This window comes from Geomonas limicola (assembly GCF_014193675.1).
Taxonomy (GTDB): Bacteria; Desulfobacterota; Desulfuromonadia; order Geobacterales; family Geobacteraceae; genus Geomonas; species Geomonas limicola.
This window is the reverse complement of sequence record NZ_BLXZ01000001.1, coordinates 691,035-710,665: the sequence shown is the minus strand read 5'-3', so window position 1 is coordinate 710,665 and position 19,631 is coordinate 691,035. Positions and strand designations below refer to the sequence as shown.

The following is a 19,631-nucleotide window of genomic DNA, read 5'->3' as shown; positions in this document are numbered from 1 at the left end:
TTCTTGGCAACCGGTAATCCCCTCCCAAGCTTCTCCCTTTAGACCCAACTAGCTGAAAAGACAGCCTCCTCTCTGCCGGCTCACACTTGGCCCGCCAGTTGCTCTGGGTTCAGACAACTGCCGGATGCCCCGGTGCGCCATCCATCACCCGGAGTAAGTGACGTTACCCTTGGAAGGGATTTCGTACCCGGGGCTCGGCACCTGTTACGTTGGAACTTCAATTGGCTGTGAAAAAGGAGACACGTCATGAAAAAGCTCGTTCGTTTGTCGCTTCTTTTCGGTGCTGCCCTATTGGTCTCCGCCTGCGGTGGAGGCTCCGGCTCCAGCGCGCCCGCCCAAGGGGTCAGCAAGGGGGTCATTACCGCCCTTGGCAGCGTGATCGTCAACGGTATCGAGTACAACATAGACAATGCGGCCATCAAGATCGATGACAACCCCGGGAGCGCCAGCCAGCTCAAGGTCGGCATGGTAATCAAGGTGCGCGGCACCGCCGACAACAGCACCCGTACCGGCGTGGCCCACGATGTTGAGGCCCACGACGCCCTGGAAGGGAACATCAGCGCCGTGGGCGCCAACACCATCACCGTCATGGGTCAGACCGTGCACATCGAGGATAACGTCACCAGGCTCAACGACGACAACACCGTCAAGGTTTTCTCGGCCGCCAATTTCCAAGTTGGTGACCGGGTCGAAGTCCACGGTTTTCCCGACGACCAGGGGGGGCTCAGGGCAACCCGGGTAGCCAAGGTCGTCTCCAGCAACGATTTCGAAATCAAGGGATACCTCGTCGCCCTGGGGAGCGGCACCTTCGATATCAGTCTTACCCCGGGTGGTGCTGCCATCCTGACCGTTACCGGAACCCTTCCGGCCGGAGCCGCCATCGGCTCGCTCGTCGAGGTCCGCTCGAACGCCGCCCCGGTTGCCGGTGCCCTCACCGCGACCCTGGTCAAACTTGAGGACAAGCTGGCCGCCGCCGGCGAAAAGGTCGAGGTGGAAGGGATCGTCACCTCCGGCAGCGTCGACGACTTCACGATCAACGGCCAGCAGGTGCTGACCAACAGCGCCACCATCTACGAAGGTGGGTTGAAGACCGACTTCGCCATCGGCGTGCAGCTGGAGGCCGAGGGTGCCCTCAACGGCAGCGGCGCGCTGGTTGCCAGCAAGATCTCGTACCGCAGCAACATCAAGATCGAGGCGGATCTCTCGGCCTTGAGCTCCACCAGCTTCTCGGTAGCGGGCAAGACCGTTACCTTGAACGAATTCACCCGCATCGACGGCGGCCCGCTCGCCAACGGACAGCATGTCGAAGTACGTGCCATCGCCGATCGCGACGGCAACCTGGTCGCCCGTCGCGTCATCGTGAAAGGCGCCAGCTCGCAGACCTTTATCCAGGGACCGGTCAGCGCTAAAGATGCCACCGCCGGCACCCTCAGTATCCTCGGCCTCACGGTGTCGACCAACTCCGGGACCGAGTTCAGGATAAGCAGCACCTCCGCCGATCAGGCGGTCACCAAGAGCGCCTTCTTCGCCCAGGTAACCGCCGGGGTGACCATAGTGAAGGCACGCTGGAATTCGAGCGACACCTCTGCCGCTGCCCAACAGGTGGAAATCGAACAGGGCAAGTAGGTTTCAGATAGTGGAGCGGAGAAACTGCCGGGGGTCGGAATCTTAGGAGGGAGACCCATTGGGGTCTGTTCCGGCCAACCCGGCAGGGACTCCGTTTTAATGACGCAGCTCAAAGGAAAAGAAAAATAAACATCGTAATACCAAACACTTAAACTGGTCGTGACACACATTTAACTTGACAGTGAGATTGGTTTCCGCTATTTTTCCCGGAACAACGCAGCATAAGAGCAGCACGATAGACGACAATACTAAACCATCCGCGAGGGTGGGACGGAAAGCCTAAGGGTCTCTTCGAGATAGCCGGGTCGCCGAAATGTCAGGACGCATTTCGCGACGCGGCTATTTTTTTTTCCAAGCGCCATTCCCCCGTAACCAGTGTCGTCACGAGCCCCTCCAAGGATCAGGGATTCCGGAGGGGAGTGGATGCCAGGTTCACCTGGCCCGTGTGCCGCATTCCCCAGCGCCGATCTCACCAACACAACTTTTTCGCTTCGAGATGTCCCGGTCTGACTGACGGGGCCGGGCCCTGCAGTTGCCCAACACAAGGAGGTTTCATGACCAGCATGAACAAAAAGATTCACGATATGGCGGTATTCATCGAATTTTTCGCAGGCTCCGGCCTGGCGATCTTCTTCCACCTGGTGCTGCACAATGAGATGGCTGCCTACCTTACCTTCGGGGTGGGTATCCTGCTCTCCCTGGTGACCTACCTGGTGCGTGAAGACATCGCCAAGACCAAGTCGGAGCTCTTCACCCAGTACCAGCAGGTGCACGCCATCCCGTTCGCACTGGCCCAGATCAGCGATCCCGAGTGCCAGGTCAAGGCCCAGGAACTGGTGGCCGGAACCCTGAAAAACATGGCGCTGTTGCAGCAGGGGTACATTCCCCTGGACGAGATGGACTTCTACCTGGAGGGGGCGCGGCTTGCCGACCAGGCCCTGCACCGGATCAAGGCGGTGGATCCGCTCTCCCCGGGGTGGCTCAGCCGCGGTTCGGTCATCAACTTCTACCAGGCCAACCTGCGCGGCGTGGCACGCGGTCTCGAGATCACCCGCATCTTCGTGACCAGCCGCGAGGACCTGGGCGACCCCGAGGTGCAGAAGGTGCTCCTCGCCCAGTACCGGGACAACATCGAGGTCCGACTCGCCTTCCGTGACGAACTCCCCTCTACCATCGACATCGGCGGCTCCGAGGTAAACAGCTCCTTCGACTTTGCCATCTACGATGAGCGGGCCGTTACGGCCGTCTTCGTGCAGACCGGCAAGTACCACGGCCGCAAGACCGGCCATGCCGGCGAAGTCGCCAAGTACCTGCACCTCTACGAGCGCCTGGAGCACAGCGCGCACCCCGTGACCCTCGAGAACGAGCGCATCGTGCTGGCCAGCGAGGTCCAGGCGGTGGCGCTTGCTTCCTGACGCCGCTTCGTCCGGGGCTAAAGTTTGCGCGGAAAACGCCGATAGGCTCGACAGCATGCCATCTTGAGGTAGGGAGTACGAGCCGTATGGGATTTTTTTCGGGAGTGGACAAGAATACCGGGTCAGCGGAAACCAAGAAATTCCACAACACCTATGCGCCGCTTCTGGCAGACGGGGAGATCATCGAGGTCGGCTTCGTGGTGTTTCGCGACACCTTTCTGTTCACCAATAAGCGTCTGATCCTGGTGGACGTCCAAGGTATCTCGGGGCGGCAGTTGGAGTACCTCTCCATTCCCTACAGCAAGATCACCAGGTTCAGCGTGCGCACCGGCGGTGCCTTCGACCCCGAGGCAGAGCTGCGCATCTGGATCGGAAGCGACAGCATCCCCCTCGAGAAGAAGTTCACCAAAGAGGTGAACGTCTACGAAGTACAGAAAGTGCTGGCAAGCCGGGTTCTCAAGTAACCCAGAGGCGCTGCAGGCATCCTAAATGCGGGACCCGGTATCATCTGCGGGCCCGCTTTTTTCATGCCTTTCCAACCATCCTGCCGACCGTAACCTCGGCCAAAGTCGGTGTAAAGACTGCCGACGCCCCTGTAAGAATATTCGACATTGCCCAATCTCCCCAAGCTCCTTCGCGGTCCCTTCCCCAGAACGCTCCTGGTGACAAACCCCCGAATTTGCGTTGGTCTTTCCTGCTGCATTGAGGATTCGTTCCCCCGGCGCATCGGCTCAGTTCTTGGAACGAGTTTTGTATTAGCTTTGACTCAAACAGAGGGAGAGCCGTTCTTTCACTGAGACGCTAAGGGCCGTGACAGCAGGTGGCACAGTTTGAACAGCAAACGTACCGACTCTGAGCAGCAGAGCCTGTCTGTGAAAAGTAGAACCTGTCATATTGAGTAGTTATGGTTGGCATGTTCCAAGCACCAGCAACACTGGAAACACTTGATCACCTGTGCTCCAACGGGAGGATGACATGCCGATACTGGAATGGAAAGAAAGCTTCACCTTGGGCATCGAGCAGTTTGACAATCATCATCGGCACCTGGTAGAGCTTTTGAACCGAGCCTACCAGGGCTACCTTTCCGATGCCGATGTGACAAAGCTGACTGCCACACTGCACGAATTCTTCGACTACGCCATGTACCACTTCAAGATGGAGGAGCAGTACATGGAGGAAATTGGCTACGCGGGGTACGCCGAGCACCTGGAATACCACAGGAACTTCTCTGGCCAGGTGGCCGCCATGGAGCACGACCTCACCCAGGTCTGGAAGAACCTCCCCATGGAAATGCTCAGCTTCCTGCAGAACTGGCTCACCTACGACATCACCATCGCCGATGCGGACTATGTCCGTTTCAGTGCCGGTGACAACTTCAAGCAGTGCGCGTGACGGATACGGGACTCTGGACCGCAACCGGGAGTGACGCCTGAGGGACTGTGCTTGGGCGCCCCTTCGCTTTGTTGCCAGGGAGTGAAAAAGAGAAAAGGCCGGGTCGCTTGACCTGGCCTTTTCTTTATTGGTTACCTTGCCTGGATGATCCGCAGCCTTTACAGTGACGGCTCCTCCAGGAGTTGCGAAAGTTCCCGGAACACCGCTTCGCGTACCGAATACTCCTGCCAGTACTGGGACAGCTTCTTCAGGCACTGCAGCATCCCCACCATGCCCGCCGAGGCACCCAGCGCCACCATGGTCCCCAACTCACCGCTAAAGAGCATGGCGAAGCTTGCCAGCAGCAGCACCAGTCCGGACAGAAACAGCGGGGTCTCGATGTGCATCACCGGGGATCTCAGGACGTGGTTCAGGCTCGAGTAGGCGGCAGCGTGTGCCTTTACCCGGTCCAGGTACTTCTCCAGTTCCGCCCCGTTGCAGCGCGCCACTGCACGCAGGTAGAAGCGCCGGCAGGCCTCCTTGCCGGACATCGCCATGCGGTCGCCGTAGTAGTGTTCCAGTTCGACGTCAATCGTGTAGGTATCCATGATGTCACTTCCTTATCGAATTCACGTGGGAATGTCGAGTGCTGCCATGCCGGTCATATAGCAGAATTCGTACCAGCGTGCACTCTGCAGCCAAGTCGGCAGATTTACAGCATCGGGGCGATCCGGGGGAGTGGTCAAAACTGCACACTTCTCGTGCAGGTGGCTACTTTTGCGTCACTTTTTTGTTCAGAGGCGTATGCGGAAAACCTGCCTGACGCGGGGGGCGCCTCGCGCCGGGTCTCCCAACCGCGCCCACGCAGTTTCGCGTAGCTGCAAAGACCTTTGCAGATTTGCAACGCCGCGTTGCAGTTGCGCCACACTACCCGGCGGCATCCGGTCCGCTAGGTCAGCCGTGGGCAGATCGGACCTGCGACGAAAAAAGGAGACACCGATCCCTCCGGTATCTCCCCCTTGAGACTTCCACCACCCTGACAGCAGAATGACCGTCGGCAACCCTCGATGCCCAAATAAAAGTCAATCGTCCATCGCCAATTGCAGTTGCAGTTGCGTACCAATCGTCAATTGTCCATCGTCAATCGTCAATTGCAGTTGCACTTGTCAATTGATGCTGGCCTTTCTCACCCTCTCTTCTTCCCCGTTACGTGCCCGCACGATGTCAGGAATCTCCTCCGGCGGGACCGGCTCGCAGTGCAGGAACCCCTGCACGAAGTTGCAGCCGATCTCTTCCAGCACGGCCTGCTGGTGCTGGTGTTCCACCCCCTCGGCAACCGTCACCATGTCCAGGTTATTGGCCAGGTTCACTACCGACTGCGCGATGGCCCGGTCGCTGGAGCTGCTGGTCAGGTCCTTCACAAAGGAGCGGTCGATCTTCAGCACGGTCACCGGGAAGTTCTTCAGGTAGCTCAGCGACGAGTATCCCGTGCCGAAGTCGTCGATGGCGATGCTGCAGCGCAGGGCGCGCAGCTTCTCGAGGACCTTGATGACCTCGTCGGGCCGGTCCACCAGGCAGCTCTCGGTGAGTTCCAGCTCCAACTGCTCCGGCTCGATTCCGGTCTCCTCGATGATCCGCTGGATAGTCTGGATCAGTTCCGGCGATTTGAGCTGCACGGCGGAGATGTTGACCGCCATGGAGAGGTCGCAGCCAGCCCGCTTCCAGGCGACCTGCTGGCTGCAGGCGGTCCGGACCACCCACTCGCCGATCGGGATGATCAGCCGGCTCTCCTCGGCCAGCGGGATGAACCGGTCCGGCGGAATGCTCCCCACTTCCGGGCTGGTCCACCTCAAAAGCGCCTCGACCCCGGTTACCTTGCCGTTGGCGTTGTCGATCTTGGGCTGGTAGTGCAGGCAGAGCTCGTTGCGGTCCAGGGCATGCTGCAGGGCGTGGATCAGGTTGATCCGCTCGCGGGAGGACCTGGTGAGCTCCTCGCAGAACATCCGGAAGGTGTTCTTCCCCTCGTCCTTGGCGTGGTACAGCGCGATGTCGGCATCCTTCTCGAGCGTCGCGGTATCCTCGGCGTCCTTGGGGTAGAAGGCGACCCCGATGCTGGCGGTGATCAACAGCTCGCGCCCTTCGATCACCATCGGGGCACAGGTCGCCTCCAAAAGCTTCTGGATCACGGTGCTCGCCGCGCTCTCCTGCTGGATGTCGTGCAGGATCACGGCGAATTCGTCGCCTCCCAGACGGCAGACGAAGTCGTCCTCGCGCAGCGCGGCCTGGTAGCGTCCCGCCACGATCTTCAGGAGCTGGTCTCCCGCCGAGTGCCCCAGGCTGTCGTTTATGTGCTTGAAGTTGTCGATGTCGAGGTAGGCCAGGGCGAACCCGGTGGACTGGCGCCGGCTGCGCAGCATGGCGATCTGCAGCCGGTCGCGCAGAAGACGCCGGTTGGGGAGCTCGGTGAGAGGATCGTAGAAGGCGAGCCGGTGCTTCTCGGACTCGGCCTGGCTGATCTGGCGGATGCGCTGATCCAGCGAGGCCGCCATCTCGTCGAAGGAGCGGGCCAGCTGTCCCAGTTCGTCGCTGGAGTAGGGGAGGCCGCTTCGCGCGGTGAGATCGCCGTCCTGCACCGATTTCGAGGCATTCACCAGGCGCCGGACCGGGCGGACGATGTAGTGACCGGCGATGATCCGGGTCAGGAAGTAGGTGATCACCGCCGCAACTGAGAAGACCGCCAGGGAGATCAGGAAGGCTTTCCTGGTGTTGGAGGTCGCTACCTGTTCCGGGATGGAGACGCGGATGTAGAGGTAGGGAGTTTCTCCGGGGTTCAGGCGCAGCCGCTTGAAGCCGAAATGCCTCTTGGCCCCGTCCATGCCGATCCCGGTCAGCACCCCCTCCTCGGCGGGGCCGGTCATGTGCTGGCGCAGGTCGGGGTGATCCGAGGTTCCCACCAGGTCGCTCACTCCCAAGCGCGAATAGCGGTAGAGCACGGTGCCGCGGTGGTCGGTGAGGTTGATGATGGCGCCGGTCGGCAGCCCCTGGGCGTCGAAGATCCTGCCGAAACTGTTCAGGTCGTAGGCCGCATAGAGCACCGCCTCCGGTTTTCCTTCGTGCCCCAAGACCGGCAGGGCGAAATGCAGGGTCGGAGTCGGTTTCTTCAGCGCCGCACGGCTTACCGTGTATTCGCCGGCGCTGAACTTGCCGGTTCTCAGGGCCTCGCGGAAGTACTTGCGATCGTCCACCCGGTACTTGATCGGGAGCGGTTGCTTGAGCCCCGTGGCGACGATCTTGCCGCTGGTGTCCGCGAGGCCGACGTTCAGGCTGGTCGGGCTCTTCTCGAGGATGAGGTTCAGGATCCGGGAACAACCGGCCTGGTCTTTCAGGCGGATATCCGGATACTGCGACAGGGCGATCAAGAGGCTGCGGATCCCCTCCACCTGGGCCACGTGCTCGAAGGCGATGGACTGCACCGCCGAGAGTACCTCGCGCTCCGATTGTTTGCGCTTGTCGAGGTACTGGTTCACGATGAAGTAGGTGACCACAAAGAGCACCGGGACGCTGCACACCAGCATGATGGCCAGTAGTTTGGATCGAATGGAGGCATTTCGGAATAACGGCATGGCAGCTCCGGAAGGTTCGTGCATCGGCCCGCATCCTGGCAGCGTTTGCGGTCGATGTAAGAGGAATCCAGCGGGCGGGCCGTCGGCAGCCTGTCTCGTGGTAAGCGCCAACAGCTTTCCCCTGTCCGTTATCGTCACTGTAGGAGAAAACATTAGTTGAATCTTCTCATGAAGCTCGGATTGACGCCCGCGATCAAGAAGATCGATAATGCATTAAAGGCTGGTAATAAAATGTTGCGGCAGGCGCCTAGGCGACCTGCACGCCAAAAGGTGGCAGCTATGGCAAACACTGCACGGCAAGAAACATTCAATCGACAGGCGATCCCTGGGAAAGAGGACTTGACCGACGCTCCGCTCAACTTTTACGACGACCAGTTGCCCGACATCGGCTCCAAGCTGCGGCGTCTGAACCTGCGTTGGGGGGTGCGCCAGGTCCTGATGCGGGTGCCGACCGCGGCGCTCGTGGGGGCGCTGTTGAGGTACCTGTTGCGTCGCAAGTTCCTGCTCGCCTCCTGTTGTGCCGTGGGCCTGGTGCTGCAGCGCACCTTGTTGCGCAAGGCTCACAAGGGGAACCATGACGACCGGGACCGCGTCGACGTCGAACGCTACGCCTATAAGGCTCAGCGCGGCGACTACGGCAAGCTCGAGGTCATCCCCTTCAAATGACCAGGCGACCGCCACGAAGGCACCAACGCACGGGGCAAAGGGAGGCAGCACATCCCGGCAAAGGGATGTGGCAGATGCTGCAAAGGCAGTGGGCCGTGCTGTTCTATCCGTTTCCTTTACCCGTTCACTTTGCTCCGTGCACTTAAAGCCTTCGCACCTGGGCGCTACTGACTGTAGACCTGCCTCCCTGATGACATCTCTTCCGCATTTCAAGCAGATCAAACATCTCTTCACAACGTATACTGCATAGCTTTTTGCAAGAATTTGTTGGTATTGTATAATCCAACAGTTTTCCAACACTGTGATGCAAGTATGATTTCAGGTGCTTGTAGCACAGTGACCAATCTCGCAGGGGGGAAGAGATGAATGCATTGACGTTGATCTTTGTGGCACTGTGTGTGTTTGCGCTGGCCTACCGGTACTATGGTCTTTTCCTGGCCAACAAGGTGATGGGGTTGAACGATGACCGGGCTACCCCGGCCGTGACCATGGCCGACGGCCATGACTACGTCGAGACCAACAAGTACGTCCTCTTTGGGCACCATTTTGCCGCCATCGCCGCGGCCGGGCCGTTGCTGGGGCCGGTGCTCGCCGCGCAGTTCGGTTTTCTTCCGGGAGCGCTCTGGATCATCGTTGGCGCCGTACTGGCCGGCGCGGTACACGACTCCATCGTGCTCTTCGCGTCGGTGCGCCACAAGGGTAAGAGCCTCTCGCTCATAGCCGAGGCGGAAATCGGCAAGGTCGCCGGCAAGGTTGCCTCGGTCGCCATCATCTTCATCCTCATCCTTACCCTGGCGGGGCTCTCCATTGCGGTGGTGAACGCCATGTTCAACAGCCCCTGGGGCACCTACACCGTGTTCTGCACCATCCCGATCGCCATGATCATGGGGATCTACATGCAGAAGGTGCGTCCCGGCGACGTCAAGGGGGGCAGCGTGATCGGCGTGGTGCTCCTGTTCCTGGCACTGGCCACCGGTCCCTACATCGCCGCCAACCCGGCCATCGCCCCGTACTTCACCTTCTCGAAGAAACAGATCGCGCTCTTCATCCCGATCTACGGCTTCTTCGCCTCGGTGCTGCCGGTCTGGTTCCTTCTGGTGCCGCGCGACTACCTCTCCACCTACCTGAAGATCGGCACCATCGGGCTTTTGGCCCTGGGGATCGTAGTGGTGCATCCCCAGCTGCAGATGCCGGCGCTCACCCCGTACATCGCCGGTGGCGGCCCGATCATCCCGGGTGCGGTCTTCCCGTTCATCTTCATCACCATCGCCTGCGGTGCCCTCTCCGGGTTCCACGCCATCATCGGCACCGGGACCACGCCGAAGATGGTGGCGCACGAGCGTGACATCCTCTTCGTCGGCTACGGCGCCATGCTCACCGAAGGTTTCGTCGCCATCATGGCGCTCATCGCCGCCTGCGTGCTGGTGCCGGCCGACTACTTCGCCATCAACGCCGCTCCCAAGGCCTTCCAGGCGCTCAACATGGTGCCGGTGAACCTCCCCGAGCTCTCCCGCGAGGTGGGCGAGCAGGTGCAGGGGCGTCCCGGCGGCGCCGTATCGCTCGCCGTCGGCATGGCCTACATCTTCTCCACCATCCCGGTCATGAAGGGGATGATGGCCTACTGGTACCACTTCGCCATCATGTTCGAGGCCGTCTTCATCCTGACCGCCGTCGATGCCGGCACCCGGGTCGGGCGCTACCTGTTGCAGGAGATGCTCGGCAAACTCTCGCCCAAGTTCCTGGACAACAAGTGGACCCCTGGCGTCATCGTCACGAGCCTCCTCTTCACCTCGGCCTGGGGGTACCTGGTCTACACCGGCGACATCACCACCATCTGGCCCCTGTTCGGGATGAGCAACCAGCTGCTCGCCACCTGCGCCCTCATCGTCGGCACCACCATGCTGATCCGGCTCGGCAAGGCGAAGTACGCCTGGATCACCGCGGTTCCCGGCGTGTTCATGATCCCGGTCACCATGAGTGCGGGGTACCTCAACGTCACCAAGAACTTCCTCCCCAAGGGGCTCATGCTCCTGGTGGCGCTCTCCGTCATCCTCATGGTGCTCATGGCGGTAGTCTTCGCGGCCGCCTTCGTGCGCTGGCGCCAACTGCTGCAGATCACCGACCGTGTCGAGGACCGCTACGGCGATCTCGTGGTGGAGACTGTCGAGGAAGTCAGCTAAAAGATTGACGGTCTGAAAACTTTGCGGTAAACCGGCAGGGGCGGAGAGTCGCAGGGCGCGAGGGGGAACGGGGGGATGACCTGCCGTTTTCCGTCAGGGCGCCCTCGGCAACCGCCCCTGTTTTTTGGGATGGCCGTACCATGGAACTCAGGAGGAACTACCGTGAAAATTGTCTGCTTCAGCTATCAAGGCGTGCGCCGGGTGGGCCGCATCTCCGACGACGGCAGCCATGTCCTCCCCTTCGACCTCGCAGCAGGGGTGTCCGAGCGGGGAGCACTCCCCCTTTTAGAGCGCCTGGCGGCAGGTGAGCCGCTTCCCGCCGGGCAGGCGCCGGTTCCCCTCGACCAGGTGACCCTGGAGGCGCCGCTCCCTAGGCCGCGGCGTAACATCTTCTGCGTCGGCAAGAACTACCACGAGCACGCACGCGAGTTCGCCAAGAGCGGTTTTGACAACAGCGTGAAGGGGGGCGACGACATCCCCGAGTACCCGATCATCTTCAGCAAGGTACCCGAGGCGGTCGTCGGGCCGGGAGTAGCCATCAGGATTCCGGCAGGGATTTCCGATTCGATTGATTACGAGGCGGAATTGGCCGTGGTGATCGGCAAGGGGGGGAGGGGGATAACGGCAGAAAAGGCGCTGGAGCACGTCTTAGGCTACACCATTGTGAACGACGTGACAGCCCGCGACTGGCAGCAGCGCCACAAGCAGTGGCACCTGGGGAAGTCCTTTGACACCTTCTGCCCCATGGGACCCTGCATCGCAACCGCCGACGAGCTCGACGGCTCTGACCTCCGGGTGCGTTGCTGGGTGAACGGCGAACTGCGCCAGGACAGCCGCAGCAGCGCGCTCATCTTCTCCATCCCGACCCTCATCGAGACCATCTCCGCCGGCATCACCCTCTACCCCGGCGACATCATCGCCACCGGCACCCCGGTCGGCGTTGGCATCGGGTTCCAGCCCCCGAAGTTCCTCAAGGAGGGTGACCGGGTCCGGATCGAGATCGAGGGGATCGGTGTCCTGGAGAACCCGGTGGTCAAGGAATAGCAGCGATGGAAACCCTGGCCGGGTACCTGGCCACCCTCAAGGTAGTTCCCGACCTGCTGCTTCGGTTCCTCGCCTGGTCCGCCATGCGGATCTGCTACCGGCTCGAGGTGATCGGTAAGGAGCAGGTTCCCCTGAAAGGGGGAGCACTCCTGGTCGCGAACCACGTCTCCTGGCTCGATGCCCTGCTGCTGATGGCGACCCAAAGGCGGCGCATCCGGTTCGTCATGGAGCGCGAGATCTACGACACCCCGCTTTTGAAACAGCTCTGCAAACTCATGCAGGTGATCCCGGTTTCGGCCAAGGACGGCAAGAAAGGGCTCCTCGACTTCATCGCCACCTCGCGCCGCGCGCTGGAGGAAGGTCACCTGGTCTGCATCTTCGCCGAGGGGGAGATCACCCGCAACGGCATGCTGAACCGCTTCAAGGGGGGCTTCGAGCGCATCGTGCGCGGCACCGAGCTCCCCATCATCCCGGTCTACATCGGGGGCGCCTGGGGGAGCATCCTCTCCTATGCCCACGGGAAACTCCTCTCGCGCTTCCCCTCGCTTATCCCCTACCGGGTGACGGTGCTCTTCGGGGCGCCGCTCGCGGCCGGTTGCTCGGCCCACGAGGTACGCCGCGCCGTGCTGGAGCTCTCCTGCGCCTGGTTCGAGGTCCGCAAAAGGACCCGGTGCTCGCTGGGCGAACAGTTCGCGCGCAGCGCCCGGGAAAACTGGAGCCGGATCGCCCTGAGCGACAGCGCCGGCGGGGAACTCAGCTACGGCCAGGCGTTGACCGGTGCAGTTGCGCTGGCCCGCAAGCTAAAGCCCCTCAGCGATGCAGGGGAGCTGGTCGGGGTCTGCCTGCCGCCTTCGGTTGCCGGCGCGCTGGTCAACATAGCACTCACCCTCAACGGCAGCGTTCCCGTGAATCTCGACTACACCGCCTCCCGGGACCAGATCCGTTCGGCCTTGAACCAGTGCGCCGTCACGACCGTCATCACCTCCCGTGAGTTCCTGGAGGACCTGGGCACCCTGCATGAGTTTCCCGGCACCCTCTGCGTCGAGGACCTGCTCTCCGCCAGCACGCTTTCAGAAAAGCGCAGCGCCTGGTTTACGGCCCGGCTGCTCCCGGTACGCTGGTTCGCCCGTCCCTCCGGCTTCGACCCAGACCGCCTGGCCACCGTCATCTTCTCCGAGAACGCCGGGGACCCCAACGGGGTGATGCTCACCCATCACAACATCATCTCCAACCTGGAGTCGCTCAGGATGGTCCTGCGTGCCACCCGGCGCGACAACCTCTGCTCGGCGCTCCCCTTCTGCCACGCCCTCGGGCTTACCGGCACCTTGTGGCTCCCCCTGGTCTCGGGATTCTCCGCCGCCTACCACACCAATCCGCTGGACGGCGAGACCATCGCCAAGCTGGTGCGGGAGCGCCGCTCCACCATGCTCATCGCCACGCCGGCCTTCCTCGTTGCCTATCTCCGGCGGGCCGCGGCGGAGGATTTCCGGAGCCTGCAGCTGGTCGTTACCGGTGGCGGGAGACTCAAGCCGAAACTGGCCGATGCCTTCCAGGAGAAGTTCGGGATCCGTCCCCTGGAGGGATACGGCGCGAACGAACTGGCGCCGGTCATCTCCTTAAGCCTCCCCGACGTGGAGATCGACGGGGTGCGCCAGGCCGGTTTTCGCGCGGGGAGCGTCGGCCTGCCGGTGCCCGGGGTGGTGGTGAAGATCGTCGATCTGGAAAACGGCCGAACGCTTCCCGAGGGGGAGTCCGGACTCGTCATGGTGAAGGGGCCCAACGTGATGGCGGGTTATCTGGGGAAACCGGAGCAGACCGCAGAGGTGCTGCGGGACGGGTGGTACCAGACGGGCGATATCGGAGAGTTGGACGATCTGGGGTTTCTACACCTTGCCGACCGGGTGTCCGGTGTCGGCAGGAGTCCCGGCGAGGCGGTGCCCCGCCGGGATCGCTGATGGCTGTCGCGGGTAACGCGAGGGGCGAAAAGGCAAAAAGGGCAGCCCGGTAGCGTCAGGGCGTAGGGGCCGGGGTACCTTGGGTTCCTGAAAACAGGGGTTCCGCCCCCTGCGTCGTCGCGCAGCGCAGGACCTCCCGCAACTGTTCGAAGGTGTAGGGCTTGCAGACGACCCCCACGATCTGCTCGCGAGGGATGCTTGCCGCCACCTCGGCGTCCCCGAACCCGCTGGAAACCACGATGGGAAGATCCGGGCGCAGGCTCTTCAACTCCCGGATCAACTGGTACCCGTCCATGACGGGCATCCCCAGGTCGGCCACCACCAGCGAAATCTCCCGGGCATGGATCCGGTACTTCTCCAGGGCGTCCTGGCCGTTCACCGCCTCGATTACGCTGAAACCAAGCGCCGTCAGCATGGTTCGCACCACCAAAAGCACGTGTTCCTCGTCGTCGGCCAGGAGCACGCACCCCTCACCCCGCCAGGGCTCTACCGACTGCGGGGGAGTGGGCTCGACAGCCGCAACTGCCTCGGAGGCGCCGGACACCGGCAGGTACACCCTGAAGCTGGTACCCCGGCCCGACTCGGTTTCCAGCTGCAGGGCGCCGCGGTGCGCCTTCATGATGCCGAGAACCGCTGACATCCCCAGACCCCGCCCCGCGAACTTTGTCGTGTAAAACGGCTCGAATACCCGCGCCCTCGTTTCCTCATCCATGCCGCAGCCGTTGTCGGCCACCTCGAGGAGCAGGTAGCTCCCCGCCGGGACCGCCTGGCCACCGTAGTCGAACTCGGGTTCCCCCGCCGTGAGTACCGCGTGCCGCAGCGTCACCCGGATTTCTCCCTGCTCGGTGCCGATCGCCTCCGCGGCGTTCAGGATCAGGTTCATGACCACCTGCCTGATCTGGCTCGCGTCGCCGGTCACACTCGGGAAATCCGACGGGACCCGCTTGGTGAGCGTCACGTTGTGCTTCAGGGTGGTCTTCAACATCCCCGCAACCTCGCGCACCAGCTCGGACAGGCTGAAGGTGCTCGAGGATACCCGCACCTTCCCCGCGTAGGCGAGCATCTGCTGGCAGAGTCCCCCGGCCCGCTCCGCCGCCTTCACGATTTCCGGCAGATACATCCGGGTATCGCCCGGGTTCAGCTCCATGAGCGAACAGTACCCGATGATGATCCCCAGGATGTTGTTGAAGTCGTGGGCGATCCCCCCGGCGAGCACCCCGAGGCTCTCCAGCTTCTGGTTCTGGTGCAGCTGCAGCTCGATCGCGCGAATGCTGGCCTCGGCCTCCTTGCGGTAGCTTATGTCCAGCACCAGGGCCACGAAGTGGTGCGGCGTGCCGACCCGGTCCCGGATGCAGCGCACGGAGAAAACCGTGTGCACGATGCTGCCGTTCTTGCGGATGAAGCGCTTGTCGAGCGTGTACCCTTCGGCCTCCCCCAGGATGACCCGCTCCAGCTCCCGGTCGTCCGCCTCGCGGTCGTCGGGGTGGGTAAGCTCGGACCAGCTTAGCTGCAGCAGCTCCTCCCGCGGGTAGCCCAGGAGTTCGCAGAGGCAGTCGTTGCACTGGAGCCACCTCTTCCCCAGGGAGGCGAGCGCCATCCCGATGAGGCCGAGCTCGTAGTAGCTCCTGAAGTTGGCCTCGCTGGCGCGCAGGGCCTCTTCGGCGGTCACCCGCTCGAGCTCGCTGGCGGCCCTCGTGGCGATGATGCTCAAGAGGCTGCGCGACATCTGGAAATCCTTAAGGGGGGTGCGGCTTATGACCGCTATGAGGCCGATCGGCTCGTGGAGGTGGCTCCAGAGCGTCACCCCGAGGTACCCTTCGGCCTTGAGGTCCTGGAGCACCTCGTCTTTGGGGAACAGGTGGCGCACCCTGGCGGGGAAGCAGCAGACGGCCTTGCCGACCACATCCCCGCACGGGGTGTCCTTAAGGGAGTAGACGACGTTGTCCTGGAAGCCGCCGTCGCACCAGACCGCGAGGGTCTTGGCGGTAAGCCCGTTCCCCTCTAGCCGGTCGATGCAGACGAAGTCCACCGACAGCGCCCGGGCCAGGTAGCGCGCCAGCCTCTCGAAGAAGGGCTCCCCGGAGGGCTGGGAGCTGTGGGCGAGCCAGTCCACCAGTTCGTCCTTCCAGGTCATCTCCGCCAGAAGGTTCTGCTTTGTCTGCACCAGCTCGTCGTATTGCATGCTGAGCTCGATCTGGTGCACCTCGAGCTCGTGCAGAAGCCTTTTTGCGTCCCAATGCTCCCGGGATGCTTGTGACGGTCCTTGGGAGATCAGCTGCCGTTCCGCCCTTTCGCGCAAACTTGCATCTTTGCCGTGGTGCTTCTGGTCGCCGGACATGGCCCCTCCGTGGTCAGCCGTTTAGTTGTGCCTCGAGCCTTGCTATCTTTTCCTTGAGCTCCCGCTCGATCCTCTTACTGGCGGTGATGTCGGTGAAGGTGAGCACCACCCCGTCGATACGCTTCTCCATGGTCCGGTAGGGCATGATGCGCACCTGCATCCAGCGCTGGTCCAGCGTGGGAACCTGCTTTTCCAGGGTTATCAGCCGGCGCAGTACCTCCTGCACGTCGTCCACGAGCTCCGGGTAGCTGAGTTCCGAGACCAGGTCGGTGAGCTGGCGCCCCACGTCCGCGGGGATCAGCTTGAAGAGCCGGTTCGCCCCGGTGGTGAAGCGGCGCACCATGAGTTTGCTGTCGAGGAAGATGGTGACGATCTCGGTGCTGTCCAGGAGGTTCTCCATGTCGTTGCTGGCCCGCATGTACTCCTCCAGCCGGGAGTTCTGCTCGGCGTTCACGGTCTGCAGCTCCTCGTTCATGGACTGCATCTCCTCCTTCGAGGTGGTGAGCTCCTCGTTGGTGGACTGGAGCTCCTCGTTGGTGGACTGGAGTTCTTCGTTGATTGCCTTGAGCTCCTCCTGGGTGGTCTGGGTCTCCTCGTGGGACAGGCGCAGCTCGTTTCTCAGCTTCAACAGCTCCTGTTCCATCTCCTCGTACTGACGGGGGTCGGGGGGCGCCCCCGCGCGCCGGTGCTTTATGGGAGGGGTAGGCACATCCCGGAAGGAGATCAGTACCATCCCCCTGAGGGCCTCGGGTGCTTCCACCCGCACCATGGTAATCTCCACGACCTGCTTGGAGCCGTTGTCGGTCACGAGCTTCGCCCGCACGGTGACCGGGTCGCTCTTCTCCTGCGCCAGGGCGAAGGTGGTGCCCATTTCGTAGAGCAGTTCCCCGCGGGCCATGGCGAAGATGTTCATGTTGGCCTTGCCCGCCGCGGGCTCCAGGTACTTGCCGGTGCGGCCGTTTATATAGACGATGTCGCCGTGCTCGTTGACCATGACGGTCGGTGCGGAGAAGTGGCGCAGAATCAGCCGGTCGGCGATCGGCTGGATGTTGTCGGTGTATCTGGGCATGGGGTGCTCCTGGGGCCAGAATGTGTGCTGGGAGGTGAGGGCGGTGGGGAAGGTGATCACCCCCTTGGGCAGCACCGAGTCGCTGCGCCAGAAAAGCTTCGACTTGCCGCCGGCGGGACGGAACAGCGCCTCACCATTGCCGACCGATTCCGCGCTCCCCAGGAAAAGGAGTCCCCCAGGCTTCAGGCTGTAGTGGAAAAGCGGGATGAGCCGGTACTGCAACTCCGCGGAGAGATAGATGAGGAGGTTGCGGCAGATGAGCAGGTCGAGTTTGGTGTAGGGAGGATCCGTGGTGACATTGTGGTGCGCGAAGATCACCATGTCGCGGATCTGCTTGTCGATCCGGTAGCCGTACTCCTCCCGGGTGAAGTAGCGCGACAGCCGCTCCGGCGATACCTCGTTGGCGATCTTCAGGGAGAAAATCCCCCGGCGCGCCCTCGCGATGGCGTCGAGGTCGAGGTCGGTGGCGAAGATCTGCATCCCGTAACGTTCGGGTTCGGGGAACTGGTCCACCACCTCCCGGAACAGGATGGCGAGCGAGTAGGCCTCTTCCCCGGTGGAACAGCCGCAGGACCAGGCACGTAGCATCCCCTCGTCCGGGTATGAGGCGAGGATCTTCGGCAGCACCACGTCCCTGATCTCGTCCCAAAGCTGGGGATCACGGAAGAAACAGGTGACCCCGATCAGGAGTTCCTTGAAAAGGAGGTCCACCTCGTGCGGGTTGATCTGCAGGAAGTTGGCGTAATCGGAGAGGGTGGGGAAGTTGTGCAGGTTCATGCGCCGCTCGATGCGGCGCAAAACGGAGCTCGGCTTGTAGGACGCGAAATCGTGGTGCACCCGCTGCTTCAAAAGCGCCATGATCTGCTGGAATCCGGACTGGTAACCCTCTCCCTGGCTCGGGACGCTGGCGGGGTTGGGGATGGCCAGGGTACTGGCCAGGTATTCAATGATGTGGGCCGGCAGCTCCTCCGCGGGGGCCACGATGTCGCTCAGCCCCCCGTTGACGACACTTTGCGGCATGCTGTCGAATTTGGCCGTCGCCGGGTCCTGGACCAGCGTCAGCCCCGACTTTTCCTTGATGGCGTGCATCCCCTCGGTGCCGTCGCTCCCCATGCCGGAGAGAATCACCCCGATGCCGAGTTCGGCGCAGTCTTCGGCCAGCGAGCAGAAAAAGGTGTTGATGGGGAGCCTCAGACCGTGCTTTTCCGCAGGTTCCTTGAGGTATAGGATCCGGTTGCGGACGATCAGCTCCTTTTTTGGGGGAATGACGTAGACCTGGTTGGGGCGCATCCTCAGCGCGTGGGTTGCCTCTTGTACGAGCATGGTTGTGGCGCGCTGCAAAAGCTGGGGGAGGCTGCCGCTGTGATCGGGTGACAGGTGCTGGATGATGACGATGGCCATGCCGCAGTGGGGCGGGGTATGCCCCAGGAAAAGCTCCAGCGCGTCGAGCCCACCCGCGGAGGTACCTATGCCGACCACGGGAAAGGCTTCCGAGGCAAATTCGGCCGGTGCCGCTTCCTGCCGGGGTGCTGCAGAGGTTGCCATCGGTTTCTCTTTCTGTGTCATGTCGGGTCTCGGGGGGAAGCTGAAAACTTCGTCATGCGCCTGGGCGCTGCAGAGTTAAAACCTGCGGTGAACTGTGTCCGGTTGCTCTTCTCTGTCTTTGATCGAAATCACCATGGCTACTGGCAGACAACGCTGGTATTTCATTATAGCTTAGGTGTAAAACTCAGAGAGTTCCCGCGATATTGGGGCATATTACATGAATCGGTGCATACTACAATTGCTATTAACAGAACTTCGGAAAATGACGCTTTGATTGATACTCAAGATGGTTCTTCCTCTGCTGTGGTCGTCGCCACCAGATCCAATTTCTTACCATTGCGCATCTCGCAATCTTTGGCGCAGCGCCGTGGTGGGACGACAGGACGGTGAGTGTCTGGGGCGAACAGGATAGGTTCGGACGAGTAGGGATCCTGGGACCGGTATTGAGCGGCTGGATGAGGGGGCGGATGGCTGGAAGCGGCAGAGACGGGTAGGGGGAGGGAGTATTCCTTCCGGATAAGGTTGAGCGTTGGGCGGAGGCTGTCCAGCGGGGCACGGGAGGTCGCGGCCGGGAACGCAAAAAGGCCAGGTATCTCTACCTGGCCTGTAATTCATTCATGGTGGGCGATACTGGGTTCGAACCAGTGACCCCTGCCGTGTGAAGGCAGTGCTCTCCCGCTGAGCTAATCGCCCATGTCCCCAAGTAAATAGCAGAATGGTTTCTGTGTGTCAAGGCTTCTTTAATAATCCTGTGACATTCGCCTTCCGGGATGTGCCATAAACATCGTTTTAATTACTA

13 protein-coding genes, 1 tRNA gene and 1 riboswitch are annotated in these 19,631 nt (G+C 61.9%); of the genes, 9 read left to right on the top strand and 5 right to left on the bottom strand.

Going from position 1 to position 19,631, the window contains the following annotated elements:
* Positions 1 to 246 precede the first annotated feature (246 nt).
* The 4 genes from H7688_RS02930 (at position 247) to H7688_RS02915 (ending at position 4,433) form a co-directional block, all read left to right on the top strand.
* Entirely contained in the window at positions 247 to 1,626 is a 1,380-nt protein-coding gene (locus H7688_RS02930; RefSeq protein WP_183359521.1) for a DUF5666 domain-containing protein, read from the top strand.
* Positions 1,627 to 1,863: 237 nt separating this feature from the next.
* Positions 1,864 to 1,939, top strand: a riboswitch (cyclic di-GMP riboswitch).
* Positions 1,940 to 2,180: 241 nt separating this feature from the next.
* Entirely contained in the window at positions 2,181 to 3,041 is an 861-nt protein-coding gene (locus tag H7688_RS02925; RefSeq protein ID WP_246329689.1) for a hypothetical protein, read from the top strand.
* A gap of 86 nt (positions 3,042 to 3,127) precedes the next feature.
* Positions 3,128 to 3,505, top strand: coding sequence for a PH domain-containing protein (locus H7688_RS02920; RefSeq protein WP_183359520.1), 378 nt, complete (start codon positions 3,128 to 3,130; stop codon positions 3,503 to 3,505).
* Positions 3,506 to 4,016: 511 nt separating this feature from the next.
* The gene (locus H7688_RS02915) at positions 4,017 to 4,433 is read left to right on the top strand and encodes a bacteriohemerythrin (protein ID WP_183359519.1); all 417 of its coding nucleotides are present in this window, start codon (positions 4,017 to 4,019) and stop codon (positions 4,431 to 4,433) included.
* A 158-nt stretch (positions 4,434 to 4,591) separates the two neighbouring features.
* Here H7688_RS02915 and H7688_RS02910 read toward each other — a convergent pair whose 3' ends face one another.
* Both H7688_RS02910 and H7688_RS02905 read right to left on the bottom strand, forming a co-directional pair.
* A complete protein-coding gene (locus tag H7688_RS02910) occupies positions 4,592 to 5,020 on the bottom strand; it encodes a GSU0071 family protein (protein ID WP_183359518.1) in 429 nt (142 codons plus the stop codon).
* 558 nt (positions 5,021 to 5,578) lie between these two features.
* Entirely contained in the window at positions 5,579 to 8,035 is a 2,457-nt protein-coding gene (locus H7688_RS02905) for a bifunctional diguanylate cyclase/phosphodiesterase (RefSeq protein ID WP_183359517.1), read from the bottom strand.
* Between the two features lie 279 nt (positions 8,036 to 8,314).
* Between H7688_RS02905 and H7688_RS02900 the strand changes: the two genes are divergently transcribed.
* The 4 genes from H7688_RS02900 to H7688_RS02885 all read left to right on the top strand — a co-directional run bounded on the left by H7688_RS02900 (position 8,315) and on the right by H7688_RS02885 (position 13,880).
* Entirely contained in the window at positions 8,315 to 8,701 is a 387-nt protein-coding gene (locus tag H7688_RS02900) for a hypothetical protein (protein WP_183359516.1), read from the top strand.
* Between the two features lie 362 nt (positions 8,702 to 9,063).
* The gene (locus tag H7688_RS02895) at positions 9,064 to 10,881 is read left to right on the top strand and encodes a carbon starvation CstA family protein (protein WP_183359515.1); all 1,818 of its coding nucleotides are present in this window, start codon (positions 9,064 to 9,066) and stop codon (positions 10,879 to 10,881) included.
* Between the two features lie 162 nt (positions 10,882 to 11,043).
* Positions 11,044 to 11,925 (top strand): fumarylacetoacetate hydrolase family protein, encoded by an 882-nt coding sequence (locus tag H7688_RS02890; protein WP_183359514.1) that lies wholly within the window; start codon positions 11,044 to 11,046, stop codon positions 11,923 to 11,925.
* Between the two features lie 5 nt (positions 11,926 to 11,930).
* On the top strand, positions 11,931 to 13,880 hold the full coding sequence (locus H7688_RS02885) for an AMP-binding protein (protein ID WP_183359513.1): 1,950 nt from the start codon (positions 11,931 to 11,933) through the stop codon (positions 13,878 to 13,880).
* 55 nt (positions 13,881 to 13,935) lie between these two features.
* On the opposite strand, the gene H7688_RS02880 is transcribed toward H7688_RS02885, so the two are convergent.
* Together H7688_RS02880 and H7688_RS02875 are read right to left on the bottom strand one after the other, a co-directional pair.
* A complete protein-coding gene (locus H7688_RS02880) occupies positions 13,936 to 16,218 on the bottom strand; it encodes a hybrid sensor histidine kinase/response regulator (RefSeq protein ID WP_183359512.1) in 2,283 nt (760 codons plus the stop codon).
* 13 nt (positions 16,219 to 16,231) lie between these two features.
* The gene (locus tag H7688_RS02875) at positions 16,232 to 18,832 is read right to left on the bottom strand and encodes a chemotaxis protein CheB (RefSeq protein ID WP_183359511.1); all 2,601 of its coding nucleotides are present in this window, start codon (positions 18,830 to 18,832) and stop codon (positions 16,232 to 16,234) included.
* 54 nt (positions 18,833 to 18,886) lie between these two features.
* On the opposite strand from H7688_RS02875, the gene H7688_RS02870 reads away from it, so the two are divergent.
* Entirely contained in the window at positions 18,887 to 19,222 is a 336-nt protein-coding gene (locus H7688_RS02870; RefSeq protein ID WP_183359510.1) for a hypothetical protein, read from the top strand.
* A 228-nt stretch (positions 19,223 to 19,450) separates the two neighbouring features.
* On the opposite strand, the gene H7688_RS02865 is transcribed toward H7688_RS02870, so the two are convergent.
* Positions 19,451 to 19,525, bottom strand: a tRNA-Val gene (locus H7688_RS02865).
* Between the last annotated feature and the right edge of the window lie 106 nt (positions 19,526 to 19,631).

Bases quoted from the DNA above. Each gene is read 5' to 3' on its own strand.
- H7688_RS02930 (WP_183359521.1), top strand. From the start codon at position 247: ATGAAAAAGCTCGTTCGTTTGTCGCTTCTTTTCGGTGCTGCCCTATTG.
- H7688_RS02925 (WP_246329689.1), top strand. From the start codon at position 2,181: ATGACCAGCATGAACAAAAAGATTCACGATATGGCGGTATTCATCGAA.
- H7688_RS02920 (WP_183359520.1), top strand. From the start codon at position 3,128: ATGGGATTTTTTTCGGGAGTGGACAAGAATACCGGGTCAGCGGAAACC.
- H7688_RS02915 (WP_183359519.1), top strand. From the start codon at position 4,017: ATGCCGATACTGGAATGGAAAGAAAGCTTCACCTTGGGCATCGAGCAG.
- H7688_RS02910 (WP_183359518.1), bottom strand. From the start codon at position 5,020: ATGGATACCTACACGATTGACGTCGAACTGGAACACTACTACGGCGAC.
- H7688_RS02905 (WP_183359517.1), bottom strand. From the start codon at position 8,035: ATGCCGTTATTCCGAAATGCCTCCATTCGATCCAAACTACTGGCCATC.
- H7688_RS02900 (WP_183359516.1), top strand. From the start codon at position 8,315: ATGGCAAACACTGCACGGCAAGAAACATTCAATCGACAGGCGATCCCT.
- H7688_RS02895 (WP_183359515.1), top strand. From the start codon at position 9,064: ATGAATGCATTGACGTTGATCTTTGTGGCACTGTGTGTGTTTGCGCTG.
- H7688_RS02885 (WP_183359513.1), top strand. From the start codon at position 11,931: ATGGAAACCCTGGCCGGGTACCTGGCCACCCTCAAGGTAGTTCCCGAC.
- H7688_RS02880 (WP_183359512.1), bottom strand. From the start codon at position 16,218: ATGTCCGGCGACCAGAAGCACCACGGCAAAGATGCAAGTTTGCGCGAA.
- H7688_RS02875 (WP_183359511.1), bottom strand. From the start codon at position 18,832: ATGGCAACCTCTGCAGCACCCCGGCAGGAAGCGGCACCGGCCGAATTT.
- H7688_RS02870 (WP_183359510.1), top strand. From the start codon at position 18,887: ATGCGCCTGGGCGCTGCAGAGTTAAAACCTGCGGTGAACTGTGTCCGG.